Source organism: Brachybacterium sp. SGAir0954 (assembly GCF_005490785.1).
In the GTDB taxonomy this organism is placed as follows: Bacteria; Actinomycetota; Actinomycetes; order Actinomycetales; family Dermabacteraceae; genus Brachybacterium; species Brachybacterium rhamnosum.
The window spans coordinates 1,886,321-1,910,782 of sequence record NZ_CP027295.1 but is presented as its reverse complement, the minus strand read 5'-3'; the positions used below and the strand labels follow the sequence as shown (position 1 = coordinate 1,910,782).

Sequence of the window (24,462 nt, the reverse complement as noted above, 5' to 3'; positions counted from 1 at the left end):
GCGGGGCGGGATCAGGAGGGCGTCAGCTCGCCGTCCAGCTCGATGACGCCGTAGTGCCATCCCTTGCGGCGGTAGACCACCTTCGGGTGCCCGGTCCCGGCATCCACGAAGAGGTAGAAGTCATGGCCGACGAGCTCCATCTGGTAGAGGGCGTCGTCGATGCTCATGGGGGTGGCGGGGTGCTTCTTCTCGCGGATCACCACCGGGCTGGCGGGATCGTCGGCACCGGTGCCCTCGAGGCCGGTGGGGGCGTCCTCCACGGTGCCCTCGGGCTCCGTCTCCTGGAGGGGGGCGGGCAGCTCGGCGTCCGCCGGCATGGTGCGCACCGAGGCCGCACCGGGGCTGTGCGCGCGGTCGCGGCCGCGGTGGCGGTCCTTGCGACGGTCCCGGGCGCGGCGCAGGCGTTCCAGGAGCTTGCCGTAGGCGACGTCGAGCGCGCCGTAGAGGTCGTCCGCGCGGGCCTCGGAGCGGATGACGGATCCGTTCTCGAACACGGTCAGCTCCACGCGATCGCTGAGCTCGGCCTGCCGGGGGTTCTTCTCCTGCGAGACCTCGACGTCGACCCGCAGCGCCGCGGGGGCGAGCTGCGTGACCTTGTCGAGCTTCTCGGCGAGGTGGCGGCGGAATCGATCCGGGACGTCCATGTGGCGTCCGACGACATTGATCTCCATGAGTACTCCTCAGGTTCGGTGGGCGGCCGCTCGGAGCCCGGCCGCAGTGGCTCGTGGGCTGGGTTTGCGCACCTCCTCCGGTCCAGAGGGGTCGTCGGTGTGACGATTCGCACCAGTGTGCCACGGATTCCCTGCGTGTGTCCTGGGCCTCCCGGAGGTCTCCTCCCTCGGTTCCGGGGACACCGCGCGGCGCGTGCCGCAGGCGCCTCTGGGACCGGCGGGCATCACCGCACGTCCGGCGGGGACGGCAGCCGTGACGCCGCCACGACGACCGCGCCGAGCACCTCGGCCCCCTCCGCGACGAGCGCGTCGTGCATCGCCCGGAGCGTCGCGCCGGTCGTGACGACGTCGTCGACGATCACGAGGCGGCGACCGCGCAGGGCGCCCGGCCGTTCCCGGCGCCGGGAGAGGGCGAGCTCGATCCGCCGCTCGCGCCGGCCGCGGCGCCCGCGTCCCTCCTGCGCCGTCGTGGGACGCGAGCGGAGCAGGAGCGCGGTCCCCGCGCCCTCGCGCTCGAGGGCGCGGGCGAGCTCCGCGGTGTGGTCCTCCCCGCGTCGCAGCCGCGCCGCGCGGCGGGAGGGCACGGGGACCAGCTCGACCGGCGGCGGATCCGCCGCCCCGTCCGATCGCCGACGCCCGTGCCCTCCACCACCTCCCGTCCTCTCACCGGCGGCACCCGCGAGCAGCGCGACGGCCGGCGCGAGACCCTCTGCGATCGGGGCCGTCAGGTGGGCTCGGCCCCCGTTCTTCCAGGCGAGGACGAGCGACTGCAGACCGGCCGTGTACTCCCCCAGCGCGAGCACCGGCATCACCGGCCGGTGGTCGACGCCTGCGGGGAGCTCGACGCCCTCCGCCGTCGTCCCGGCACGGATGCGGGCGGCGGCGAGCACCTGCAGGGCGTCGCAGCCGTCCTCGACCCGCGCGCACCCCCCGTGCAGCAGCGCGGCGCAGTCCGGGCACAGCCAGTCCCCCTCCGCGCCGCAGGGGCAGTCGCGGGGCGCGACGAGATCCGCGGTGCGCCGCAGCAGCTCCAGGAGAGCGGCGCGAGCGGCGAGCGCGGCACGGAGGATGCCGGGCGGGAGCGGGTCAGGGGACGGGAGCGGAGCAGTCGCTCCGGCATGTGCGGTCATGCGCCCATCCCAGCCGGGCGGCGTCCCACCCGCCTCCCCGGCTCCCCCGCGGTGGACGGCGCTGCGCTGGGGAGGGACGACACCACCGCCCTGGGATCAGTAGAAGGCCGGGTCGGTGGACCGCACGCCGATGTCGGTCCAGCCCTCCCCGTCGCTGCGCAGCAGTGTCCCCTCCACCGTGCCCGCCCAGAAGGCCTCGGCGACGGCGGTGCCGGCGAGGCTCTTCACGGCGGTCTCGAACACCGGGAGCAGGTCCCGGCCCGTCGCGAGGTCCAGGACGGCGCCTCGCACCTGCTCGGCGCTGGTGTCCGTGCCCAGCACGATGACGGCGATCTCGTCGTACCAGGTCGCCCGCGTGAGGTCCCCGAGCAGCGGGGTGGGGACCTGCCGGGGGTCCGTGAGCCCGCTCGGCGCACCCGAGGCGTCGCGGACGATCGCGCACAGGTCGAGCCTGGTGCCGGTCGCGTCGGCGGAGAGCACGATCAGGCGCGTCGCGTCCGCCGCGACGTCGAGGGCCCGCACCTCGCGCCCCTCGAGCCATGGCGCGTCGATCTTCACGTCCTCCTCGGCGGCGCGCCCCGAGAGGGCCAGCAGCACGCCGCCGCTGCCCCGGCTCGCGGTCCACACGTATCCGGCGTCGTCGATCCGCGGGGCGACGAAGCCCGCGCCCGTCGCGGCCTCGCGCAGCGGCACCGAGCCGTCCGTCGCGGTCACCAGCACGACCTTCTCCTCCGGGGAGAGCGCCGCGACGAGCAGGCCGTCCTGCGCGATGACGGGGGCGTGCACGGTGCGGTCCGAGAGCGAGGGCACCAGCTGCGGGAGGGCCGTCGTGGCGCTCGCCTCGGCGAGGGAGACGACGCCGGTGTCCCCCGCGGCGATGGGCCGGTGCCCGGGCAGCGCCCGCTCGATCCGCGCCTCCTGGGTCGCGCTCAGATCGGCGCCGTCCCACACGAGCTGGACCCCGGAGAGGGTGCGCAGCGAGCGGAGGGACGCCTCGAGCTGCGCCAGGGCGAGGGCGCGACGCTCGTCGGACAGGTCCCCCAGGGCGGAGGGCACGGTCACCTGGACGCCGCCGTCGGCCCCCGTCGTGACGCGGGCCTCCGCGACCTCCTCCGTGTCCGGCACCTCGGAGCTCACCGCCCCCGCGAGGAAGTCCGAGGGGCCGTCGGCGAGCCGGGCGAGCACGCCGCTCGCCCCGTCGAACAGGGAGAACCAACGGTGATCGGGCACGAGGTGGCGGGCCCGGGCGTCCACGAAGTACAGCCGGCCCGGGGCGAAGAGCGACTCGAACACGGCCTCCGAGAGGAAGATGCCGTCCGGCGGGTCGACGATCCGCCAGCTGTCGCCCTCCTGCGAGAGCTCGACGGTGATCTCCCGCATCGCGGGGACCGCGAGCGTCGTGCGCACCCCGTCCACGTCCACCGTGTCCACCGCCTCGGCGATGAGGCGGACGTGGGTGTCGTCCACGGGCTCGGCCCGCAGGTCCTGGCTGCCCGAGTAGATCGTGACGCCGGCGCCCGGGTCCCACGAGGTCGAGGCCTCGGAGGTCAGGAACTCCCGGGCCACGGCGTAGTCGTCCTCGGGTCCCACGCCGGCCTGGACGAAGCCGAGCACGATCTGCGCGGGGGTCGCGCCGTCCGCCGGGGGCACCGCCTGCACGTACGGGGCGCCGCCCTGGGCCTGGTCGCCCAGCGGGCGCACGGAGACGGTCGACGAGGAGGGGATCCGCGCGCAGGCCGCACCGAGCCCGAAGAGGCCCGCGGCGCCGAGCGCGCCGAGCACCTGCCGTCGGCGGGGTCGGGGCGCCGGGCGGGGACGAGGCGGGGTCATCGGCCCTCCTTCTCGGTCGGGGACGGGGCCGTCCCGGGGCCCAGGTCCGGCAGACGATCGGGGCCGATGGGGATCTCCCCGGTGAGGGTCGAGGGCTCGAACTCCGGCGCCTCCCGGTCGAAGGAGCGCTCCAGGCGCAGCGGGGAGCGGGTCGGGGAGGTGCCCGGCCGGCGCGGGAGGGTCAGGCGGAAGACGGCGCCGCGCCCCTCCTGCCCCCAGGCCTGCAGCCACCCGCCGTGCAGGCGCGCGTCCTCGACGGAGATCGACAGGCCCAGGCCCGTCCCGCCGAGGGTGCGGGCGCGCGAGGGGTCCGCCCGCCAGAAGCGGTCGAAGACGCGCCGGGCGTCCTCGGGCGAGATCCCCCGGCCGAAGTCCTGGACGACGACCGCGACGGTGTCGGCGTCCGCCGCCGTCTGCACGAGCACCGGTCCCCCGGCGCCGTGCTCGATCGCATTGGTGAGCAGGTTCCGCAGGATCCGGTCGATCCGCCGGGAGTCCACGACGGCGGAGGTGCCGCGGCCCGCGAGCCGGAGGTCCAGGGAGCAGCCGCGGGCCTCGGCGAGCGGGGCGGCGTTCTCCGCCGCGTGCCGCACGAGGTCGTCGATCTCCTCGCGGTGCGCCTCGAGCTCGGCCGCGCCGGCGTCGAAGCGGGAGATCTCCAGGAGGTCCGCGAGCAGCGAGTCGAACCGCTCGACCTGGGTGGAGAGCAGCTCGGCGGTGCGGTGCAGGTCGCCAGGCAGCTCCTCACGGCGCCCGTCGAGCACGGCGGCGGCCATCCGGATCGTGGTCAGCGGTGTGCGCAGCTCGTGGGACACGTCGGAGACGAAGCGGTGCTGGACCCGGGAGAGCTCCGTGAGGTCGTCGATCTTCTGCTCGAGGCTCAGGGCGAGATCGTTGAAGGACCGGCCCACCTGCGCGAGCTCGTCGCCGCCCGAGACCTGCACCCGCGTGCGCAGGTCGCCCGCGGCCATCCGCTCCGCCGCCTGGGCCGCCCGGCGCAGCGGCACCGTCACGAGCCGGGCGACGACGATCGCGATGCCCACCACGAGGGCGAGGAGCACCGCGCCGCCGCCGAGCATCACCCGCTGCACGAAGGAGAGGGTCTGCTGCTCCTCCTGCAGGGGGTAGAGCACGTAGAGGTCGTAGGTGCCCACCCCGGCCACCGTCACCCGCGAGCCCACGAGCAGGGCGGGCGTGGTGCCGTGGGCGCCGTCGGGCAGGCCCACGGAGCGCCAGGCGAGGGAGTCCGGGTGCGCGGCGACCTCGTCCTCGAGATCGGGGTCCACGAGGGAGAGGAGGTCCTGGTCCGAGGCCACGGAGAGCACGGTCCCGGACGGATCCGCCGGCACGAGCGCCACCTCCCGGCGGGTCGCGTCGCCCTGGCCGCCGGTGTCCTGCACGAAGGCGAAGGCGGCGTCCTGCTGCTGGGTGGTCGTGGCACCGGGGAGCTGGGTGAGGGTGTCGGTGAGCGCGCCGCGCACGTCGACCGTCTCCTCGAGCACGCGGTCGCGCCGCTGCTCGTACAGGCCGTCCGCGATGACGGTCGAGAGGTAGACGCCGACGGCGAGGATCGCGAGCAGGGCGAGCAGCGTCGTCACGGTCACGACGCGCAGCGCGAGCGGCCAGGTGCGCACGTCCACACCGCGCCGCAGCCGCTCCCGGATCACCGCGGGGCGTCCCGCACCGCGCTCCGGGGCGGGCTCGGAGGGGCTCCGCTGCTCGCTCAGACCGCGCCGCCCGCGCGGTAGCCCACGCCGCGCACGGTCACGACGATGCGCGGGTTCTCGGGATCGTGCTCGATCTTCGAGCGGAGCCGCTGCACGTGCACGTTGACGAGGCGGGTGTCCGCGCTGTGGCGGTAGCCCCAGACGTCCCGCAGCAGCACGTCGCGGGTGAACACCTGCCAGGGCTTCCGGGCGAGCTGCGTCAGGAGGTCGAACTCGAGCGGGGTCAGCGGGATGACCTCGCCGGCGCGGCGCACCTCGTGGCCGTCGACGTCGATCTCGAGGTCGCCGATCGCGAGGGACTCGGTGGTGGGCGCGTCCGCGCGGCGCACGCGCGCCTTGATGCGGGCGACGAGCTCGTCGGGCTCGAAGGGCTTGGTGAGGTAGTCGTCGGCCCCGGCCTCGAGCCCCTCGACGACATCGGCCGTGTCGGAGCGCGCGGTGAGCATGATGATGGGCACGCCGGACTCGCGCCGCAGGCGGCGGCACACCTCGATGCCGTCCATGCCCGGGAGCATGAGGTCGAGCAGGACCAGGTCGGGCTTCAGCCGCGGGAAGGTCTCCAGCGCCGAGGCGCCGTCGGGCGAGGTGGCGACCTCGAAGCCCTTTCCGCGCAGCACGATGCCGACCATCTCGGCGATCGCCTGGTCGTCGTCGACAACGAGGATCCGTGAAGGCGTCGTCATGAGGGTCATTGTGCCACCGTCACGCCCGCACCCCGTGCAGGTGGGGAGCTCGCGCGCCCTCACCCTCGGGGCAGGGCCCGATCGACGTTCGTCGGAGGGCCCGCGCCCGCCGAGGCCGTACGTTGGAGCGGCACGACCGTCGCCGTGCCGGCGCCCGCCCACATCCGCGCCGCCCCGGACAAGACACCGACCCCGACCCGCAGCAGCTGCCGAGGAGGCACCATCCCATGAGCACCGGCTGGACCGCCCCCGGCGCCGCAGGACCAGAGGGACCGCAGGAGGGCCAGGGCGCCCCCGACGACCAGGACCCTCTCGGCGCCGTGCCCGCGGGGGCCCCGCGACCGGGGGGCCTGCCCACGGGGCCCGCCCGCGAGCTCGCCCTGCACCTCCCCCTCTTCCCGCTGCGACCGCTGGGCGTGGGCGAGATCCTCGGCGCCGCCGTCCGGATCTACCGCCTCCGCGCGCGTCCCGTGCTCGTGCTCTCCGCGGCCGTGTTCGGCGGCGCGACGATCCTCACCGGCCTGCTCACCGGGGTGGGGCTCGCGCCGATGGTCGGCGACCTCCGGGCGATCATGCAGGAGACCTCGACCTCCGCCGCGGGCAGCTCCACCGACGTCTTCGGCTCCGTCGGGGACATGGTCCTCACGGCGGTCAGCTCCGTGGCCACCTCCCTCATCATGCTCGTCGCGACCGCCGTGGTGCTCGCCCCGCTCAGCCGGATCGCGATCGACGCCGCGACGGATCCCTCCCCGGACGCCCCCGTCGACGTGTGGGCCGCGGCCCGGCGCCTCGCCCCGACCGCCGTGCTCACCGCGCTGCTGACGAACGTGCTCCTGGTCCTCGCGATTCTCGTCCCCGCGGTGCTCGGCGCGCTCCCGCTGATCCTCACGGGCAGCGCTGACGCCGTGACCGTGTCTCTGCTGGTCGTCGGCCTCGTCATCGGCCTGCTCGCCACGGTGTACGTCTGGGCGCGGACCGTGCTCGCGGTGCCCGCCCTCGCCGTGGAGGGGCTCGGCCCCGTCGCCGCGCTGCGACGCTCCCTGCACTTGACCTCGGGCCGCCGCCAGTGGCGCGTGCTCGGCGTCTCGGTGCTCGTCACCGTGCTGTTCACGATCGCGGTCCAGGTCGTCTCCGGGGTCTTCGGGACGATCGGCACGATCGCCTACCTGGCGGTGCTGCTCGCGAGCTCCTTCGAGGCGATCGTCCTCGGCATCACGCTGCTCACGATCGCGACGATGCTCGGCTCCTTCGTCGCCCAGGCGCTCCTGGCCCCCTTCGGCGCCGCGGCCTTCGCCGCGCTCTACGCCGACGTCCGGATGCGCGACGAGGCCTGGGACGTCGAGCTCGCCCGCACGGCCCGTGAGCGCGCCGGACTCGGCGAGCACAGCGGCGCGGGCCCGCTCGGCGGGCACCGGTGACCCCCGAGGAGGCGCGGCGGCGCCTGCACGAGGAGCTCGCCAAGCGCGAGTACGCCGACTCCGAGGGATTCGTGGCCTGGGTGCTGCACCGCCTCGAGCTGTGGTTCACCGCGCTCATGGACGGCGTCCGCGCGAGCTCCGTGATCCAGGGCTCGCTCGCCGTGCTCTCGGCGCTCGTCCTCGTCGCGGTCGTCGTGCTCGTCCTTCGCCGCACGGGACTGCTGCGCCGCAGCGCGGGCCTCGCCGTCTCCTCCTCGCTCGTCGCCGAGTCCGCCCTCACCGGGACCGAGCTCCGGGAGGCCGCCGCCCAGGCCCTCACCGAGCACCGCGCCGACGACGCCACGGTGCTCGCCCTGCGCGCCCTCGTCCGCGACCTCGACGAGCGCACCCTGCTCGAGGCCGACGAGGGCCTCACCGCGCACGAGGCCGCCGCGGTCGCCGCACGCTTCTTCCCCGACCTCCGCCACCGCCTCGAGCGCGGGGCGACCGCCTTCGACACCGCCGCCTACTCCTCACGCAGCGCGCAGCTCAAGGACGGGGAGGACCTGCTGCGGCTCGCCGAGTACGTCGCGCAGTCCGCGCCGGACCTCGACGCGGCCCCCGCGCCCTCGCCCGCGGTGACCGCCCCGTGACCGCGCCGACCCCCACCGGCGTGCGCGCGATCCCGCGCTCCCGCGTCCTCCTCACGGCGGCGATCGCGATCGCGCTGATCGCGACGGTCGCCGTGACCGTGCTGCGCGGCTCCTACCGCGACGGCGCGCTCGAGCCGGACGCCCCCACGCCCCAGGGCAGCCGGGCGGTCGTGCGCGTCCTCGGGGACACCGGGACCGAGGTCGGCACCGCCCGCCATACGAGCGACGCCGCCCGGGACCTGCGCGGCGGAGGCACGGTGCTCCTCGCGGACGCCGAGGGCCTCTCCCCCGCCCAGCTCGACCTGCTGGCCTCGTCCCTCGACGCACCGGGGGCCGGGCACCTGGTCCTCGTGGCACCGGACGCCCTCACCCTCGCCGCGCTCACCGACGACGTCGAGCCCGCGGGCTCGATCGCCGGGGAGGCGACCGTCCCCGCGGGCGACTGCGGGGACCTCGCCCACGGGGCCCGCGCCCTCGCCGTGCGCGGCGAGGACGGCGCGCTCGCCGACCAGGGCCGGCTCGGCGCCGCCCGCACCTATGCGGTGCGCGGGGACGCCGAGGGCTGCTTCGACGCCGGCGGCGGCTCCCTCCTCGTCTCCGACGGGTCGATCACGGTGCTCGGCGCGGCGGACGTCCTCACCAACGAGTGCATCACCGGGGCCGACGACGCCGCGCTCGCCCTGAACCTGCTCGGCGCGGAGGACACGCTCACCTGGTACGTGCCCTCCGCGACCGATCCCCTCGCCCTCACCGCGCCGTCCCTGCTCACGCACCTGCCGCGCTGGACCGGCCCCGTCGCGCTGTGGCTGATGGCGCTGGTCGTCGTCGCCCTGGTCGCGGCCGGCCGACGCCAGGGACCGGTCGTCGTCGAGCCGCTTCCCGTCACGGCGCGCGGCGAGGAGCTCGTGCTCGGCCGGGCGCGTCTGCTCGAGAGGGCCTCGGAGCGGACGGCCGCCGCCTCCGCGCTGCGCGCCGCCGCCGCCGGCCGTCTCGCGGCCCGCCTCGGCCAGCGGCACGAGACCTCCCTCGACGCGCTGCTCGCCGCGCTCGCCCCGCACACCTCCCTGTCCCCCGACCGCCTGCGGGCGCTGCTCGAGCACCGTCCGGTGGCGGACGACCAGCAGCTGCTCCGCCTCGCCCACGACCTCGACGCCCTCGAGAAGGAGATCGACCGATGACCACCCCCGCCCCCTCCCCCGAGCCTCCCCTCGACCGGACCGCCGGATCCGCTCCCGCGCGCGACGCCCTGCAGGGCCTCGCCTCCGAGATCCACAAGGGCGTGGTGGGCCAGGACGCCGCCGTGACCAGCCTCGTCGTGGCGCTCCTGTGCCGCGGCCACGTGCTGCTCGAGGGCGTCCCCGGCGTCGCCAAGACCCTGCTCGTGCGCTCCCTCGCCGCCGCGCTGGACGTGCGCATGCGGCGCGTCCAGTTCACCCCGGACATGATGCCGGGCGACATCACCGGCTCCCTCGTCTACGACAACGCGACGAGCGACCTCGTCTTCCGCGAGGGCCCGGTCTTCACGAACCTCCTGCTGGCCGACGAGATCAACCGCACGCCCCCGAAGACGCAGTCCGCGCTGCTCGAGGCGATGGAGGAGCGGCAGGTGACGGTCGACGGCGTGCCGCGACCGCTCCCGGACCCGTTCCTCGTCGTCGCGACGCAGAACCCGATCGAGTTCGACGGTACCTACGCCCTGCCCGAGGCGCAGCTGGACCGCTTCCTGCTCAAGGCCGTCATGCCCCTGCCCGAGCGGGACGACGAGATCGACGTGCTGCGCCGCCACGCGGACGGCTTCGACACGACCGACCTCGCCGCCACCGGTCTGCGGGCCGTGGTCGACGCGGAGGCCCTCCACCGGGCGCAGGCCGACGTCGCGACCGTCGCCGCGGAGGAGCCGGTCGTGCAGTACATCGTCGACGTCTGCCGGGCGACCCGCCGCTCCCCGAGCCTCGCCCTCGGGGTGTCGCCGCGCGGGGCGATCGCGCTGCTGCGCACCTCGCGCGCCTGGGCCTACCTCGCCGGTCGCGACTTCATCACCCCGGACGACGTCAAGACGCTCGCGCCCGCGACCCTCGGGCACCGGGTGCGCCTGACCACCGAGGCCGAGCTCGAGGGGACCCAGGTGGACTCGGTGCTCGCGGCGACCCTCGCCTCGGTCCCGGTGCCGCGGTGAGGATCTCGCCCACCCTGCGCGCCGCACCGGCCGGGCTGCTCGCCCTGCCCGTGCTCGTGCTGTGGCCGTCCTGGGGCACCGTGCTCGCCTGCGCCGCGGTGTGGCTGCTCGTGGTCCTCGGCGACGCGCTCGCGGCCCCCTCCCCCCGCCGGCTGCAGGTGGTGCGCCGCTCCCCCGCCCAGGTGGTGCTGGGCGGGACCGGCACGGGCCGCCTGCTGCTGACGAACCCCGGCCCGCGACGCGCGCGCCTGCAGGTGCGCGACGCCTGGAACCCGACCGCCGGCCTCGACTCCCCGCGCGCGGCGGTCGACGTCCCGGCGCACGAGCGCCGGGAGATCGCCCAGCGCTTCACGCCCACCCGCCGCGGCGAGCACTCCTCGCGCGCGCTCGTGATCGACTCCCGTGGACCGCTCGGCCTCGCGCGGCGCAGCGCACGGATCGACGCCCCGGGCAGGATGCTCGCCCTGCACCCCTTCGGCGCCCGCCGCCACCTGCCCTCGCGCGTGCGGCGCCTGCGGGAGATCGAGGGGCTCGCCGCGGTCCACCAGCGCGGGCAGGGCACCGAGTTCGACTCCCTGCGGGACTTCGTGGACGGCGACGACGTGCGCTCGATCGACTGGCGCGCCACCGCCCGGCGGCGCAGCGTCGTGGTGCGCACCTGGCGCCCCGAGCGCGATCGGCACGTGCTGGTCGTCGTCGACACCTCGCGCACCGGAGCCGTGCGCCTCGGCGAGGGGACGCGCCTGGACGCGGCCTTCGACGCCGCCCTCCTGCTCACCGCGCTCGCGGGCCAGGCCGGCGACCGCGTGGACCTGCTGTGCGTGGACCGCGTGGAGCACCTCTCGGTGATCGGCTCGCGGCGCGGCACCGCCCTGCACGACATGGTCTCCGCGACCGCGCCCGTGCACCCCGCGCTCGTGGAGACCGACTGGGAGCTCGCCGCGGCGCGGATCCGCGAGCGCACCCGCCGCGGCTCCCTCGTCGTCCTGCTCACCCCGGTGGACGCGACGACCGTGCACGGGGCCCTGCTCCCGGTCACGGCGCGCCTCGCCGCCGATCATCCGGTGGTGATCGGCTCCGTCTCCGATCCCGCCCTCGACGAGCTCGCCGCGGGACGCGAGGACGTCCCTGCGCTGTACGCCGCGGCCTCCGCGGAGACCGCCCGCGCCCGGGCGGCGGGCACCGCGCGGGCCCTCGAGCGCACGGGCGTGCACGTCGTGCACGCCCCGCCGGAGCGCGCGCCGCAGGCCCTCGCGGACGCCTATCTCGCTCTCAAGGCCGCCGGCCGGCTCTGAGCCGCCGGCCGGCCCCGAGCCGAGGGTCGGCGCTGCGCCGTCGGCCGTCACCGATCCGCCGGCCGGTCTCGACCCGCCGCAGGTCGCTGCTCAGCCGGCGACCGCGACGCGGGCGCCCACGAGCTCCTCGGAGAGGTCGCCGCGGGCACCGGCGCGGTGGGCGCGACGGCCCAGCACCAGCATGTACGCGAGGAAGGCGATCCACACGATCGCCCCGATCCCGAGGCGCACCGGCGCGGGCAGCGCGCTCGGCGTCACGAAGCCCTCGACGAGGCCCGAGACCAGCAGCACCGGCACGAGCCCGATCGCGACCGTCACGAGCGCCCGCGAGGTGCGTGCGAGCGCCCAGCCCCGCGGCAGCACCCCCGGGCGCACCCACGCCCAGAAGGTGCGCAGGCCGGCACCCGCGCCGACCATGAGCGCCGTGATCTCGAGCAGCCCGTGCGGGAGCAGGTAGACGAAGAAGGTGGGCAGCCCGCCGTAGGCCCCCATCACCCCGGCGGAGAGGCCGACGTTCAGCCCGTTCTGGATCAGCATGAGCACCGGCCACACCCCGGTCACCCCGAGGACGACGGCCTGCACGGTGATCCACGCGTTGTTGGTCCACACCTGGGCGGCGAAGCCCGAGGCCTGGCCCTGGAAATAGTACGCGACGAAGTCGTGCTCGACGAGCTCCTCCTGCGCCTCCTGCGGGAGCACGAGGTCCCGGGCCGAGGCGTCGAGGCCGAACCACAGCCCGGTGACCACGGTCGCGAGGAGGAAGATCCCCGCCGCGAGCGCCGCAGCGCGTCGGGAGGAGTACAGGGCGGCCGGGAGGTCCACGAGCATGAAGCCGCGCAGCTGCGCCCAGGTGCCGATCCGCACACCGGTGATCCGCAGCCGGGCCCGGTGCAGCAGCAGCGAGAGCTCCGCGGTGAGGGACGGGTCCGGCGTCGTCGAGCGCACCACCGAGAGGTGGGTCGCGGTCTCCTGGTAGAGGGCGACGAGCTCGTCGATCTCTGCCGCGTCGAGGCGGCGGAGGGAGGTCAGCTCGCGCAGCCGCTCCCACTGCGGGCGGTGCACGGCGATGACGGCGTCGATGTCCACCGGCCCAGACTAGGACCGCGCCGCCGTCGCCGAGGCCGACGAAAGTCGCATGCGCCCCGGCCGGAGGCCGACGCTCGATGCGTGCCCGGCGCCGCCCCGCCTGCCAGGATGGGCGCATGGTCACCACGGGGGCCGCCCCGGCGGCGGCGAGCACGCGCGATGCGCTCATCACGGGTGAGGCGGTGCTTCTGGACCTGCGGCCCGCCTCCTTCGCCGTGCGGATGCTCTCCGGAGCGATCGACGGCGCCGTCCAGCTGCTGCTGCTCATCGGCGGGTCCGTCGCCGTGGCCTGGGCGGCCACGGCGCTGTCCCTGGACACGGGACTCGCGACCGCCGCCCTGCTGGTCACCGCGGTGAGCGCCTACGTGGGCTATCCGCTGCTGTGCGAGACGCTGGGCCGCGGCCGCTCCCTGGGACGGCTCGTGGTGGGCACCCGGGTGGTGCGGGACGACGGCGGCCCGCTGCACGTGCGCCAGAGCCTCCTGCGCGCGGTGTGCGCGATGCTCGAGATCTGGGCGACGGCGGGGGCCCTGGCCCTGACCTGCTCGGTCATCGATCGTCGGTCCCGCCGGCTCGGGGACATGATGGCGGGCACCCTCGTCCTCCAGGAGCGCATGCGCCACCGGAGCGCGGAGCCGCTGACCCTGCCGGCGGCGCTCGAGCCGTGGGCGCGCGCCGCGGACCTGGGGCGTCTGCCCGCGCCGCTCGTCCAGGAGATCCGGTCCTTCCTCCCGCGGGCGGAGAGGATCCATCCGGAGTCCCGGCGCGCCCTGGCGCGCGACCTCGTCCAGCGGACGCTGCCGCACGTCGCGCCGGCGCCTCCCCCGGGGACGGACCAGGAGGCGTTCCTCGCCGCGGTCGTCGCCGAGCGCGCCTTCCGGGACGAGACCCGGCTGCGCCGCTCGGACGCGCGCCGGCGCGAGCTCGGCGCGGAGATGCGGGCGCTGCCCTTCAGCCGCTGACGGCGGCGCGGGGGTCAGGCACCGTCGGGGGCCTCGGCGCGACCGGCGATGAGGACGGGGATCCCACCCTCGACCGCGTGCACACGGCCGCAGTCCTCGCAGCGCAGCCCCACGGTCGCGTCCTGCAGCGAGCCGCCGCAGTCCGGGCAGCGGAGCACGGCACGCACCCAGGAGGGCACGTCGACACCGCTCGCCCCGGCGGGCAGCGAGCCGCCCGCCCCGGCACCTGCAGCACCACCAGCACCCGCATCGGCATCGGCATCGGCATCGGTGACGATCGCGAGGACCTCGTCGCGGACGGACTCCATCAGGGCGGCCTCCTCGGCCTCGACGTTCAGACGCAGCAGCGGCTCGGTGTTCGAGGAGCGCAGGGACAGCCACCAGCGCTCCGCGGCGGGCACGTCATCGCCCCAGTGGGTGAGGGTGAGCCCGTCGAGGTCGTCGGCCTCCACCCCGGGACGCGCGCCGAGCGCCGCACGCACGCGCTCGCGCGCCGCCGAGGGGTCGGCGACGGTCGTGTTGAGCTCCCCGCTCGCGGCGTAGGGCTGATGCTCCGCGACGAGCGCGGAGAGGGGGCCGTCGGACTCCTCGAGCGCGGCGAGCACGTGCATCGCGGCGAGCAGGCCCGAGTCGGCGAAGAAGAAGTCCCGGAAGTAGTAGTGCGCCGAGTGCTCCCCGCCGAAGACGGCGCTCCGCTCCGCCATGATCGCCTTGATCAGCGAGTGGCCGACGGGCGAGCGCACGGCCTCGCCGCCCGCGGCGGCGATCACCTCGGGCACGTGGCGCGAGGAGACGAGGTTCGCGACGACCACGGGCCGCTCCTCCCCCGCGGCGCGGGCGCGGGCGATCTCGCGGCCGGCGATGAGCGCGGTCACGGCGGAGGGGTCCACCGGGCGCCCCTGCTCGTCGAGGACGACGCAGCGGTCCGCGTCGCCGTCGAAGGCGAGGCCCAGATCCGCCCCCTCGGCGAGGACGGCGTCGTGGAGGTCCACGAGGTTCGCGGGGTCCAGCGGGTTCGCGGGATGGTGTGGGAAGGTGCCGTCGAGCCCGAAGTGCAGCGGCACGACGTCCAGGTGCTCGAGGCTCCCGAGCACGGCCGGGACGGTGAGGGAGGCCATGGCGTCCGCCGCGTCGACGACCACGCGCAGGCGCCGGCGGCCGCCGAGCGGGACCAGGCGGTGCAGCAGCGCCGTGTAGTCCTCGAGCGTGTCGAGCTGTGCGCGACGGCCGCCCTCACGCTCGGGGATCACGCCGGCGGCGAGGTAGGCCTCGGCGCCGCGGCGCACGTCCTCGAGCCCCGTCTCGCGACTGATCGCGCGCGCCCCGGCCCGGGTGAGCTTGAGCCCGTTGTCCGGGGCGGGGTTGTGGCTCGCGGTGATCATCACGCCCGCGGCGTCGTGCTGGCCGGAGGCGCAGTACAGCTGGTCCGTCGAGGACAGTCCGGCCTCCGCGACCGTCGACCCGCGGTGCGCGGCGCCCTCGGCGACGGCGGCGGCCAGGGCCGGCGAGGAGAGGCGCATGTCATGGGCGACGATGATCGGCGCCCCGTCGAGGAGGTCCGCGAAGGCCGCCCCGAGGGCGCGCGCGATCTCCTCGGTGAGCTCGGTCCCGGCCACCCCGCGGACGTCGTACTTCTTGACGATGCCGCGGAGGTCCGCGGCCTGCTGCTCAGTCATCGGCGCTCCTGACGACGCGGAGGTGGCGCCCGCCGTCGGCGGCGGGGGCGGACGGTGCGGTGCCGGCGCGTCCCGCACGCTCGGCGCGGTCCGTGCGCGGCGCGGGGCCGGGCACGTCGTCGACCGGACGGGGCGGGCGCAGGGCGTCGGCGAGGGCGACGAGCTCGTCGGGCACCTCGTGCCCGCCCTCGACCCGCAGCAGCTCCCAGCCGCGCGGGGCGGTCGTGCGGGAGGCGTGCTCGGCGCAGAGGTCGTAGGTGTGCGGCTCGCTGTGCCGCGAGAGCGGTCCGAGCACGGCCGTGGAGTCCGCGTAGACGAAGGTGAGCGTGCTCACCGCTGGTCGCGAGCAGGCGGTCCGGGAGCATTCACGTGCAGGCACGCCCCGGATTCTACGCAGGCCCGCGGGGTCGCAGGCCGCATCGCCCGCCCGGTCCGGGGTGTCGTGCGGCACCCCGTCCGGATCCGGGGCGCGCAGGAGGGAGGGCTAGAGTGCCGCCCATGGACAGGGACCTCGCTGCACGCGCCGTGCCCGATCCGCGCTCCGCGCCCCGGCGGCGGGACCGCCACGGGCGGGGGTTCCGCCGGGACCTGATCCCCGCGCACCTGCCCGGTCACCGCAGCCGCCGCGAGCGCTTCGACGACCTCGTCGCGGACTCCGTCGCCACGATCGCCGAGCGGTTCCCGCGCCGCCTCGCGCACCTCCAAGTCATGGTCGAGGAGGTCCCGCCGGAGGACCCGGCGCCGTGGGAGGACGCCCCTGTCGTGCTGGGTCGTGCACTGCCCGCGACCCGGGAGAACCCGCCGCGGGTCGTGCTCTACCGTCGGCCCGTCGCGACCCGCTGCACGGGTGACGAGGAGCTCGAGGCGCTCGTGCGCCAGGTGGTCTCCGAGCAGATCGGCTCGCTGCTGGGCATGGCCGCGGAGGACGTCGACCCGGAGGCCTGGGAGGACTGAGGGTCCGACGAGCTCCGGGGACCCGCCCCCCCCCCCCCCCCGCGAGGTGGGGGTCAGTCCTCGACCCGGATGCTCGTGCCCTCGCCGGTCGCGGCGCTCGGCACGACGGTCACCGCGGAGTGCAGCACGCCGCCCGCGCCGTCCTGCTCCCGCTGCATCCAGGCGGCGCGGACCGCCCCGGGCTGGTCCGGCACGACCACCACGGCCACCGGCTGGGCCCCGCCCGCGCGCAGGGACGGGTCGGCGACCACGGTCGAGGTGTCGGCGGCGAGCTCCCGCACGATCGGCTCGGAGGTGGTGGCGTCCGCCGCGACCGTGATGAGCGTGCAGGTGGTGTCCGCCTCCGCCGCGAGGGTGAGCCAGCCGTGGCCCCCGCCGGGCGGGAGCGCGACGATCCCGCTGCTCGTGAGCGAAGGTGCCGGCACGAGCACGGCGAGGTCGACAGGGGCGCCGAGGGTGCTGCCGGCGAGATCCGCCCCCGCGATCGGGGAGCGGACGGCGGCGCAGATCGCGGCGTCCGCGCGCACCCGCACCGTGACGGCGCCGTCGGGGAGGGACTCGAGGGCGAGCGTGGTCACGGACTCCCCCGTCACCGGGACCTCGCCCGGGGAGCCCTCGTCGATCACGCCGTCGGGTCCGAGCACCTCGACCTGCGCGGTCGTGTCCTGGGCGCGGAGGTTCGCGAGCACGAGCGTGGGGGCCGTGCCCGCCACCTCGACGCCGGGGATGACGAGATCGCGGTCCGGCGCGGCGATCGGCGTCAGGATCTCGACGCCGCCCGGGGTGAGGCCGCTGCGCTCGGAGAGCTGGAGGTGCATGGCCAGGGGCGAGCCCTGCACGGCGACCTCGAGGGCGAGGGCCTCCTGGTCCGGGACGATCGACTCGAGGAGCACGGACTGCTCCTCGCCGGGGGCGACGACCACCTGGCTGCGCCCGGACATGGCGGCGGGGCCGTCGGGCGTCCAGACCTGGAGCGCGGCGGTCGCGGGGCGCGAGGAGGGGTTGCGGAGCACGAGCTGGGCGCTCGAGCCGGCGGTCGTCGTGAGACCGAGGAAGATCCCCTCGGCGCTCGGCGGGAGCGCGCGGGTGAGCGCGAGCGAGCGGTAGTCGCCGCTCGGGGTGAGGGTCGACTGGACGGCGTCGGCCACGGGCCTGTCGTCCTCGGCGGTCGCCGCGCCGATCCGTGCGGCCCCCTCGACCGCGGAGGCGCCGAGCACGGTGTTCCCGACCTCCCCGGCGGTCACCGTGGCGTCCAGGGCGCTCCCCCCAGTGTTCACAGCGTCCTCGAGCGTGAGCGCGGGGGCGCTCGCCTCCCCCTGCTCGTCGCGCCGGGTCTCGGAGCCGCTCACCCGGCCGAACAGCAGGGACGAGTCCGTCTCGAGGGCGATCGCGCCCACGGCGACGGCCGTCGAGGGCGGTGTGACGGCGAGGTCGGCGTCGGTCGCGGTGTCGAGCACCTCCTGGGGCACCTGCACCGGTCCGGGGACCAGGAGGGTCAGCGGCCCGGGGCGGGCGGTCGTCGCGGCGCGCTCCGCCTCCGGGGCGCCGCGCGGGGGCAGCTCGACGACGGCGGCCGCGGCGGCCGCGAGCGGGAGCAGCGCGCCGAGCGCGAGCAGGGGGCGGCGGCGGGTCCCGCCGGAGGCGTCCTGCCCTGCGCCGGTGCGCGGGCTCCCGGCCCCGCCGTCGTCGGCGGCGTCGGCGGCCTCCCCGGGGCGGGGCGCCCCGTCCTCGGAGAGGGCGTCGGCGAGCTCGTCGCGGTCACGGCTGTCAGGCATGGAGCTCCTCCGCACTGCGGGTCCGGGCGCGCCAGGGGATCGCGATGAGGGCGGTCAGGCCCGTGCCGGCGTACAGCAGCACCTGCCAGAGCGGCCGCCAGGGCGTCGAGCGTCCCACCTCGAGGTCGCCCTCGGCGCACGCGGGGAGGACGAAGCCCTGGGACCAGCCGTCGACGAGGGTCGGCTCGAGACGCTCCCCGTCGAGGGTCGCCGTCCAGCCGGTGTCGTAGCGCTCGGCGAGGACGACCGTGCGCTCGGCGGGCGCGGCGGCGACCGTGCCCCGCGCGTCGACGACCGTGCTCGCGAGAGGTGTCGCGTCGTCCGCGGAGCGCACGACGGCGCGGGCCGGGGCCTCGACCACGCGCCAGAGCCCGCCGGTCGCGGAGACGGTCACCTTCTCGAGAGCGGGAGAGGAGTCGAGGGCGGCGACGAGATCCGCCTGCGCGGCGGGGTCGCCGGGGACCAGCACGTAGGAGACGGCCGGGGAGGTGGCGGCCTCGTCGGCCGCGCCGGCCTCCCCCGAGACCAGGCCGGCGACCCAGGTCCGCAGGGCGGTCGAGCCGGGGTCCGCCCCGAGCTGCTCCCCCGCCTCCACGGTCGCGACATCGCGCGCATCGGCGACCCCCGCCCGCTGCAGCGCGCTCTCGCCGCCGTGGACGACGAGACCGGCGCTCACCGCGCCGTCCTCGTCCTGTGTGAGGGTCAGCACCCGGGTGCGGGCGTCGGTGAGGCCCTGGTCCGCGGCGGCGGCGGGGACCTCGACGGCCTCCGTGCGCTCGACCTCGAGAAGGCCCGGCAGCAGCACCGTCCAGCCGACGACGGTGACGAGGCATGCGGCGGCGACGCCCGCGGCGAGCACGGTGGTGAGCGTGCGGCGCGGCCCGGAGACCGTCGCGTCGCGGCGCGCGAGGGCGTCGAAGGAGGCGGCCGCACCCACGGACAGCGCGAGCAGGAGCACCGAGAGCAGCGGCAGGAGCTCCGCCGTCACGACCCGGTCGCCGTCCACGGCGACCGCGACGGAGCGGGCGATCTGGCCCGCCGCGAGCACCGCGGCGGCCAGCAGCAGGGAGAACCGGCCGGCGCGGCCCGCGGGCCCCGCGAGGAACGGGGCGACGAGCGCGCCGAGCACCACGGGCACGAGCGGCAGCAGGGGCAGCAGCGGGAGGAAGGCCGCCGCCGTGGGCCCCGTGAGGCCGGCGAGCGGCGCGAGGGCGCTGCGCACGGCGTCGACGTCCGGCAGCCCGGGGCCGGTCGCGGGCATGCCGCCCACGGCGAGCAGCGTGCGCGGCGCATCGGCGTACACGCCCAGGTAGGGCAGGTGCAGGGCGAGGGACGGCACGAGCACCCACAGCAGCCGCCAGCGACGACCGCGCACCGCGGGGGCCAGCAGGGCGAGCCCGAGCGCCGCGACGAGGACCAGCACCGGCTGCACCGCACCGATGACGAGCAGCAGCAGGCCCGCGGCCGCCGCCGCGGAGACGCTCGCCTGCGAGATCTTGTGGGGCAGCCCGATCGCCCGTCCCACGGCGAGGGCGAGCAGCGGGAGCAGAGCGTGCACGAGCAGCAGCGGCCAGGCGCCCGCGACGAGCCCCGTGAGCAGGACCGGGGCGAGCGCCCAGGCGACGGTCAGGGCGAGCCGGGCGCCGATCGCCCGGGTGATCGCCCCGGCGGCCCACCAGGCGGCGAGCGCGGCGACGGGCACGGAGGCGAAGACGATCGCCTCGACGAGCAGGTCGCCGTCCACGGGGAGGTGGCCGAGCAGCCGGATCAGCGGGTCGGCCGGGCCGCGGGTGCCGAGACCGCCGGGGATCCAGCTGGACCAGGCCGCCTCCCAGGTCGCGCGCCAGTCCGCGGGGAGGGCGAGCAGCCCGGGGCCGCGCAGCTCGCCGCGACCGAACAGCGCCCGCAGCGAGACGAGCCCGAGCACCACGGAGGCGAGCGCCACGACGGCGGTCCAGACGACGTGCCGTCCGTAGTCGGCGTCGTCGATGCCGTGGCGTGTGCCGGCGATCCCCCAGGTGGTGCGGCGGATGCGGCGGGTGCGGTCGTCGTCCGCGAAGAGCCGGTTCCAGACGTCGGCGGCCGTGCGGCGCAGGCTCTCGCCGAGCGGCAGGTAGAGCGGGGCGAGGCGGCCGCGGGGCACTCGGGCCCGGTGCCGGGCGCGCATCCCGCGACGCATGACGCCGGGAGCGCGGTGCATCGCCGAGGCCCAGGCCCGCAGCTCCACCGGGAGCCGGCGCGGCTGGACCGCGGCGACGTCCCCCGCCATCCGCAGCAGCGTGATCAGCGGGAGGAGGACGAGGAGCAGCACGGCCGCCGGGAGCGGGCGGTGCTTGAGCTGGACGAGGATCCGGCCCGTCCGCTGCTCCTGGAGGCGCTCGAGGAAGGGTGTGCTCGGCGCGGGGACCTCGGTCCGGGCGGCGGGCTGGACGACGACCCGCTCCCCCGCGCGCCAGACCCGCTGGCACAGGTCGATCTCCGCCCAGGGGGCGGGCAGCACGGGGTCGAGGCCGCCGAGCTCGCGCAGGGTCCGCTCCCGCACGAGCATGCCGGAGAGGGCGACCGCGAGGACGTCGTGGCGCCAGTCGGACTGCCCCTGGTCGATCTCGCCCGGGTCGACGCCCGTGACGATGCGGCCGGTGCGGGACAGGCTGAGGCCGACGTCCACGAGGGTCGCCGCACGGGCGAAGCGGCCCTCCCCGGGGGCGTCCTCGTGGCGCACGCGCTTGGTGCCCACGACCGCGGTGGACGGGGAGCGGGTGAGCAGCGCGAGCTGCTGCTCGAGCGCGTCGGCGGAGGGCAGGGAGCCGTCCTCGACGATCCACAGCCAGTCGTCGCGGTCGGCGGCGGCGGCACGGCGGCCGCCGCGTCGTCGGCGTCGGCGGAGCCGCTCGGGGACGCGGGCGAGGTCCTCCGCCTCCTGGGTGCGACGTCGCTCGAGCTCGTCGACGTCGACGTCGGCCGCCCGGCGGCCGGCCGACGAGGCGCCTCGGCCGTCGGCGTCCTGGTCCTCGGACGGGAGGGTGGCGTCGGCGGTCGCGGGGTCCTGCGCGGCGTCCCCGTCGTCATCGGGGCTCGCGGGGGTGAGCGTGTCGAGGAGGTCGAGCGCCTCGCGCAGAGCCCCCGCGCGTCCCACCCCGGCGGAGGTGGTGAGCAGGTGGTCGGCGCCGGCGGCACCCTCGAGGGCGGTGAGCACCTCGGGGTCCAGCGCGGCGGGCGCGACCGCCACGAGGAGATCGGCGGGGTTCGTCTGATCGCGCACGGCCTGCACGGCGGCGCGGGAGGAGTCGACGGACGACGTCCCGGACAGCAGGACGACGGCAGTGATGCGGCGCGAGGTCACCTGGACAGGATGTCAGACCGCCCGGCGCTTGAGCTTGCGCCGCTCACGCTCGGACAGTCCGCCCCAGATGCCGAAGCGCTCGTCGTTCTCCAGCGCGTACTCGAGGCACTCGGAGCGCACCTCGCACGAGACGCACACCTTCTTCGCCTCGCGGGTGGATCCGCCCTTCTCCGGGAAGAAGGCCTCGGGATCCGTCTGCGCGCACAGGGCGCGCTCGTGCCACGTGAGCTCCTCCTCGGCCTCGGTCGGCGCATGATCCAGCAGGGTCAGCTCGACACGCCCGTCGGGTTCGACCTGATCGTCCATCACCAGCCGCTCCTTCCTCTCGAGGGTGACCCCAGTGGCCTGGTCCGCCCCTAAAATACACCCGTGTAACTCTCCCCCGTCAAGCGGGCGGCGCCCGCCGAGGTCCCCGTCACCCCGGCGGGGAGCACCTCGTGCCCACCTCCCGCCGACCACCCGCCGACCGCCCGTCGGCCACCCGCCGGCCCCGATCGGAGACCCCGCCGATGACCCAGCCCCCTCCCACGACCCGCCCCGTCGAGCCCGGCCACGTCGAGATCGTCCCCGTCCCCCACCTGCCCGAGGTCACCGCCGGCGACGACCTCGTCGCCCTGCTCGCCCCCGCCCTGCGCGCGGCCGGGCCCCGCGACGGCGACGTCGTCTGCGTGTCCACGAAGATCGTCTCCAAGTCCCTCGGCCTCACCGTCGATCCCGCCGACCGCGACGCCGCGATCGAGCGGGTCGCCGTGCGCACCGTCGCTCGGCGCCTGCACACCCTGCGCGTCACCTCGATCGTCGAGATCCCCTCCGGTCCGGTCATGGCCGCCGCCGGGGTGGACGGCTCCAACGCTCCCGGGGGGCCGCTGCTGCTGCCCGAGGATCCCGACGCCTGCGCCCGCACGCTGCGGGAGGGCCTCGTCGCCGCCCTCGGCGTCGAGCTCGGCGTGCTGCTGACCGACACCTCCTCTCGGGTCTGGCGGGTGGGCGTGGGGGACGTCGCCCTCGGCGCCGCGGGCATCGCCTCCCTCCAGGACCTCCGCGGGGAGGCCGACGACACCGGCCGCACGCTCCACGTGACCGTCCGCGACCTGGCCGACGAGCTCGCCGCCGCTGCTGACCTCGTCAAGGGCAAGGCGAGCCGCGTGCCCGTCGCGATCGTGCGCGGGGTCGCCGGCGCGGTCGTCGCGGATCCCCGCGACGAGGTGCCCGCCGCACGCCTTGCCCGCACAGGCGGCGACGACTGGTTCCGCCGGCCGAGCCTCGAGTCCGTCTGGCAGGCCCTCGGCCTCGCCCTCGAGGACGAGCCCGTGGCCCGCATGTCCCCCGAGCCCGACGACGAGCGCATCGACCGCGCCGTCGCCGTCGCCGCCCTCCCCCGCCGCGGAGCCGCCCCGCTCGCCGCCCGCGCCGAGCGCACGGCCCCCGACCGCATCGACGTGCACCCCACCGCACCCGGGACCGCGGGTCTCCTCGACGCCGCGACCCTCGGCGAGCGGGTGCGCACGGCCCTGGCCGCCGAGGAGATCGCCGTCCCGCTCCCCCCGCTGCACGTGAGAATCCACGAGGAGACCGCATGACCACCGCCCCCTCTCTGCGCCGCGGCACCGAGCTGCTCGCCGCCCTCGAGTCCCTCGGCCCCCGCCCCGCGCTCGCCTGGCACGAGGAGGGCGGCCGCATCGAGCTGTCCGGCCACGTCCTCGCGAACTGGGTGACCAAGGCGATCGGCCACCTCGACGCGGAGGTCGCCCTGCAGAGCGGTGACCTGCTCGTGCTCGACCTCCCGCCGCACTGGAAGCGGCTCGTGCTCGCCCTCGCCGGCTGGTCGCTCGGCGCCCGGGTCGAGATCCTCCCGACGGGGGCCGACGACGTGCCCGATGACGGGATCCGCGTGCTCGCCACCGACCGTCCCGGCTCGGATCTCGCCGACGACGCCGAGGACGTGCTCGCCCTCGCCGCCGTCTCCCTCGCCCCGCGCTTCGCGGGCGTGCTGCCGCCGCTCGCGCACGACTGGGTGCAGGAGGTGCGCGCGCACCCCGACCGCCTCGCCGCCGCCCTGCCCGCCTGGTCCGGCCCGCAGCCCGGGGGCGACCACGAGGGAGTCCCGCGGCTGCTCGTCCCCGGCGACGGCCTCGGCCACGTCGGGGCCGCCCTCGGGGCATGGCTCGCCGGGGGCGGGATCGTCGGCCCCGCCGAGGAGCTCGACGAGCGGGCCGTGGCCGACGAGGCGGTCACCGGCCGCGCATGACGGGGCCGGGCCCGCCCGGGGAGATCCCCGGACGGGCCCGGCCCGATCCGCTCCTGCGCTCCCGCACGGGGAGCGGAGCGCTCAGCTCGCGCGGAGCACCGCGACGGCCTCGGTGGGGTCGCCGTCGAAGATGATCTTCCCCTTGCGCAGCACGACGATCCGCGTGCAGAGCTTCTGCAGCATCTCGAGCTCGTGGGAGACGACGACCATCGTGCGGCCCGCGGCCTGCAGCTCACGGATCCGCTCGAGGCACTTCTTCTGGAACGGCTCGTCGCCCACGGAGAGGATCTCGTCCACGAGGAAGATGTCCGGGTCCGTGTGCACCGCGACCGAGAACGCGAGCCGCAGGAACATGCCCGAGCTGTAGTACTTCACCTCCGTGTCGATGAACTCCTCGATCTCGCTGAACGCGACGATGTCGTCGAAGCGCTCCTCGAGCTGCTCGCGGCTCATGCCGAGGATCGCGCCGTTGAGGAAGACGTTCTCGCGACCCGAGAGATCCGGGTGGAAGCCCGCGCCGACCTCGATCAGGCCCGCTACGCGTCCGCGCAGCATCACCCGGCCGGCGTCCGGGAAGAGCACCCCGGAGATCGTCTTCAGGAGGGTGGATTTGCCCGAGCCGTTGAACCCGATCAGGCCCACCGTCTCCCCGGCGTGCACCGTGAGGTCCACGTCGTCTAGGGCCATGAAGGTGTCCGCGAGCTTCTTGCGCTGCAGGGCCGAGAAGACGAGCTCCTTGAGGGAGCGGTCGTGGCGGAGGGAGAAGCGCTTGGAGACGTGCTCCACGCGCACCATCTCGCGGTCCGTGGGGACCGCGGCGGAGGTGGGGACGTCCGCGATGTTCGGGGTCATCGGT

21 protein-coding genes are annotated in these 24,462 nt (G+C 76.2%); 9 read left to right on the top strand and 12 right to left on the bottom strand.

What is annotated here, in order from left to right; all coding sequences use genetic code 11:
- Nucleotides 1–11 precede the first annotated feature (11 nt).
- The 5 genes from hpf to mtrA form a co-directional block, all read right to left on the bottom strand.
- Complete coding sequence (gene hpf / locus C1N80_RS08595) at nt 12–671, bottom strand: ribosome hibernation-promoting factor, HPF/YfiA family (RefSeq protein WP_137770381.1); 660 nt, start codon at nt 669–671, stop codon at nt 12–14.
- A gap of 224 nt (nt 672–895) precedes the next feature.
- Nucleotides 896–1,801, bottom strand: coding sequence for a ComF family protein (locus C1N80_RS08590; protein WP_137770380.1), 906 nt, complete (start codon nt 1,799–1,801; stop codon nt 896–898).
- Between the two features lie 96 nt (nt 1,802–1,897).
- Nucleotides 1,898–3,631, bottom strand: coding sequence for an LpqB family beta-propeller domain-containing protein (locus tag C1N80_RS08585; RefSeq protein ID WP_137770379.1), 1,734 nt, complete (start codon nt 3,629–3,631; stop codon nt 1,898–1,900).
- Complete coding sequence (mtrB, locus tag C1N80_RS08580) at nt 3,628–5,298, bottom strand: MtrAB system histidine kinase MtrB (RefSeq protein ID WP_137770378.1); 1,671 nt, start codon at nt 5,296–5,298, stop codon at nt 3,628–3,630. The genes C1N80_RS08585 and mtrB overlap by 4 nt, the downstream gene beginning before the upstream one ends.
- A 56-nt stretch (nt 5,299–5,354) precedes the next feature.
- Nucleotides 5,355–6,050 (bottom strand): MtrAB system response regulator MtrA, encoded by a 696-nt coding sequence (gene mtrA, locus C1N80_RS08575; protein ID WP_137770377.1) that lies wholly within the window; start codon nt 6,048–6,050, stop codon nt 5,355–5,357.
- 218 nt (nt 6,051–6,268) lie between these two features.
- Here mtrA and C1N80_RS08570 point away from each other — a divergent pair, with 218 nt between their 5' ends.
- From C1N80_RS08570 to C1N80_RS08550, 5 genes are read left to right on the top strand one after another with little or no spacing between them, the layout of a single operon-like run.
- Nucleotides 6,269–7,459: a glycerophosphoryl diester phosphodiesterase membrane domain-containing protein gene (locus C1N80_RS08570; protein ID WP_137770376.1), complete on the top strand. Its 1,191-nt coding sequence runs from the start codon at nt 6,269–6,271 to the stop codon at nt 7,457–7,459.
- A complete protein-coding gene (locus C1N80_RS08565) occupies nt 7,456–8,091 on the top strand; it encodes a DUF4129 domain-containing protein (protein WP_137770375.1) in 636 nt (211 codons plus the stop codon). The genes C1N80_RS08570 and C1N80_RS08565 overlap by 4 nt, the downstream gene beginning before the upstream one ends.
- Complete coding sequence (locus C1N80_RS08560) at nt 8,088–9,269, top strand: DUF4350 domain-containing protein (protein ID WP_240811066.1); 1,182 nt, start codon at nt 8,088–8,090, stop codon at nt 9,267–9,269. The genes C1N80_RS08565 and C1N80_RS08560 overlap by 4 nt, the downstream gene beginning before the upstream one ends.
- Complete coding sequence (locus C1N80_RS08555) at nt 9,266–10,267, top strand: MoxR family ATPase (protein WP_240811065.1); 1,002 nt, start codon at nt 9,266–9,268, stop codon at nt 10,265–10,267. The genes C1N80_RS08560 and C1N80_RS08555 overlap by 4 nt, the downstream gene beginning before the upstream one ends.
- On the top strand, nt 10,264–11,562 hold the full coding sequence (locus C1N80_RS08550) for a DUF58 domain-containing protein (protein WP_137770374.1): 1,299 nt from the start codon (nt 10,264–10,266) through the stop codon (nt 11,560–11,562). Before C1N80_RS08555 ends, C1N80_RS08550 begins: the two co-directional genes overlap by 4 nt.
- Nucleotides 11,563–11,652: 90 nt before the next feature.
- Here the strand turns inward: C1N80_RS08550 and C1N80_RS08545 are convergent, their stop codons facing one another.
- On the bottom strand, nt 11,653–12,648 hold the full coding sequence (locus tag C1N80_RS08545) for a stage II sporulation protein M (RefSeq protein ID WP_137770373.1): 996 nt from the start codon (nt 12,646–12,648) through the stop codon (nt 11,653–11,655).
- A 116-nt stretch (nt 12,649–12,764) separates the two neighbouring features.
- On the opposite strand from C1N80_RS08545, the gene C1N80_RS08540 reads away from it, so the two are divergent.
- Nucleotides 12,765–13,610, top strand: a complete 846-nt coding sequence (locus tag C1N80_RS08540) for an RDD family protein (protein WP_137770372.1) — start codon at nt 12,765–12,767, stop codon at nt 13,608–13,610.
- Nucleotides 13,611–13,624: 14 nt separating this feature from the next.
- On the opposite strand, the gene C1N80_RS08535 is transcribed toward C1N80_RS08540, so the two are convergent.
- Both C1N80_RS08535 and C1N80_RS08530 read right to left on the bottom strand, forming a co-directional pair.
- Nucleotides 13,625–15,286 (bottom strand): phosphomannomutase/phosphoglucomutase, encoded by a 1,662-nt coding sequence (locus tag C1N80_RS08535; protein ID WP_137770371.1) that lies wholly within the window; start codon nt 15,284–15,286, stop codon nt 13,625–13,627.
- A complete protein-coding gene (locus tag C1N80_RS08530; RefSeq protein WP_168198068.1) occupies nt 15,279–15,665 on the bottom strand; it encodes a DUF3499 domain-containing protein in 387 nt (128 codons plus the stop codon). The genes C1N80_RS08535 and C1N80_RS08530 overlap by 8 nt, the downstream gene beginning before the upstream one ends.
- A gap of 119 nt (nt 15,666–15,784) precedes the next feature.
- Here C1N80_RS08530 and C1N80_RS08525 point away from each other — a divergent pair, with 119 nt between their 5' ends.
- Entirely contained in the window at nt 15,785–16,240 is a 456-nt protein-coding gene (locus C1N80_RS08525; protein WP_137770370.1) for a metallopeptidase family protein, read from the top strand.
- 53 nt (nt 16,241–16,293) lie between these two features.
- Here the strand turns inward: C1N80_RS08525 and C1N80_RS15520 are convergent, their stop codons facing one another.
- From C1N80_RS15520 to C1N80_RS08510, 3 genes are read right to left on the bottom strand one after another with little or no spacing between them, the layout of a single operon-like run.
- The gene (locus tag C1N80_RS15520; RefSeq protein WP_168198067.1) at nt 16,294–18,015 is read right to left on the bottom strand and encodes a DUF5719 family protein; all 1,722 of its coding nucleotides are present in this window, start codon (nt 18,013–18,015) and stop codon (nt 16,294–16,296) included.
- Nucleotides 18,008–21,358, bottom strand: a complete 3,351-nt coding sequence (locus C1N80_RS08515) for a glycosyltransferase (RefSeq protein WP_137770369.1) — start codon at nt 21,356–21,358, stop codon at nt 18,008–18,010. The genes C1N80_RS15520 and C1N80_RS08515 overlap by 8 nt, the downstream gene beginning before the upstream one ends.
- 12 nt (nt 21,359–21,370) lie before the next feature.
- Nucleotides 21,371–21,664, bottom strand: a complete 294-nt coding sequence (locus C1N80_RS08510; RefSeq protein ID WP_137770368.1) for a WhiB family transcriptional regulator — start codon at nt 21,662–21,664, stop codon at nt 21,371–21,373.
- Between the two features lie 203 nt (nt 21,665–21,867).
- On the opposite strand from C1N80_RS08510, the gene C1N80_RS15945 reads away from it, so the two are divergent.
- Together C1N80_RS15945 and C1N80_RS08500 are read left to right on the top strand one after the other, a co-directional pair.
- Nucleotides 21,868–22,938 (top strand): coenzyme F420-0:L-glutamate ligase, encoded by a 1,071-nt coding sequence (locus tag C1N80_RS15945; RefSeq protein ID WP_137770367.1) that lies wholly within the window; start codon nt 21,868–21,870, stop codon nt 22,936–22,938.
- Nucleotides 22,935–23,606, top strand: coding sequence for a TIGR03089 family protein (locus C1N80_RS08500; protein WP_137770366.1), 672 nt, complete (start codon nt 22,935–22,937; stop codon nt 23,604–23,606). The genes C1N80_RS15945 and C1N80_RS08500 overlap by 4 nt, the downstream gene beginning before the upstream one ends.
- Before the next feature lie 81 nt (nt 23,607–23,687).
- On the opposite strand, the gene C1N80_RS08495 is transcribed toward C1N80_RS08500, so the two are convergent.
- Nucleotides 23,688–24,458 carry an ABC transporter ATP-binding protein gene (locus C1N80_RS08495; RefSeq protein WP_137770365.1) on the bottom strand — a complete coding sequence of 257 codons (771 nt, stop codon included), beginning with the start codon at nt 24,456–24,458 and terminating at the stop codon, nt 23,688–23,690.
- Nucleotides 24,459–24,462 lie beyond the last annotated feature (4 nt).

Excerpts from the sequence above, each read along its gene's own strand:
- hpf (WP_137770381.1), bottom strand. The coding sequence starts at position 671 with ATGGAGATCAATGTCGTCGGACGCCACATGGACGTCCCGGATCGATTC.
- C1N80_RS08590 (WP_137770380.1), bottom strand. The coding sequence starts at position 1,801 with ATGACCGCACATGCCGGAGCGACTGCTCCGCTCCCGTCCCCTGACCCG.
- C1N80_RS08585 (WP_137770379.1), bottom strand. The coding sequence starts at position 3,631 with ATGACCCCGCCTCGTCCCCGCCCGGCGCCCCGACCCCGCCGACGGCAG.
- mtrA (WP_137770377.1), bottom strand. The coding sequence starts at position 6,050 with ATGACCCTCATGACGACGCCTTCACGGATCCTCGTTGTCGACGACGAC.
- C1N80_RS08570 (WP_137770376.1), top strand. The coding sequence starts at position 6,269 with ATGAGCACCGGCTGGACCGCCCCCGGCGCCGCAGGACCAGAGGGACCG.
- C1N80_RS08555 (WP_240811065.1), top strand. The coding sequence starts at position 9,266 with ATGACCACCCCCGCCCCCTCCCCCGAGCCTCCCCTCGACCGGACCGCC.
- C1N80_RS08540 (WP_137770372.1), top strand. The coding sequence starts at position 12,765 with ATGGTCACCACGGGGGCCGCCCCGGCGGCGGCGAGCACGCGCGATGCG.
- C1N80_RS08535 (WP_137770371.1), bottom strand. The coding sequence starts at position 15,286 with ATGACTGAGCAGCAGGCCGCGGACCTCCGCGGCATCGTCAAGAAGTAC.
- C1N80_RS08525 (WP_137770370.1), top strand. The coding sequence starts at position 15,785 with ATGGACAGGGACCTCGCTGCACGCGCCGTGCCCGATCCGCGCTCCGCG.
- C1N80_RS15520 (WP_168198067.1), bottom strand. The coding sequence starts at position 18,015 with ATGCCTGACAGCCGTGACCGCGACGAGCTCGCCGACGCCCTCTCCGAG.
- C1N80_RS08510 (WP_137770368.1), bottom strand. The coding sequence starts at position 21,664 with ATGGACGATCAGGTCGAACCCGACGGGCGTGTCGAGCTGACCCTGCTG.
- C1N80_RS15945 (WP_137770367.1), top strand. The coding sequence starts at position 21,868 with ATGACCCAGCCCCCTCCCACGACCCGCCCCGTCGAGCCCGGCCACGTC.
- C1N80_RS08500 (WP_137770366.1), top strand. The coding sequence starts at position 22,935 with ATGACCACCGCCCCCTCTCTGCGCCGCGGCACCGAGCTGCTCGCCGCC.
- C1N80_RS08495 (WP_137770365.1), bottom strand. The coding sequence starts at position 24,458 with ATGACCCCGAACATCGCGGACGTCCCCACCTCCGCCGCGGTCCCCACG.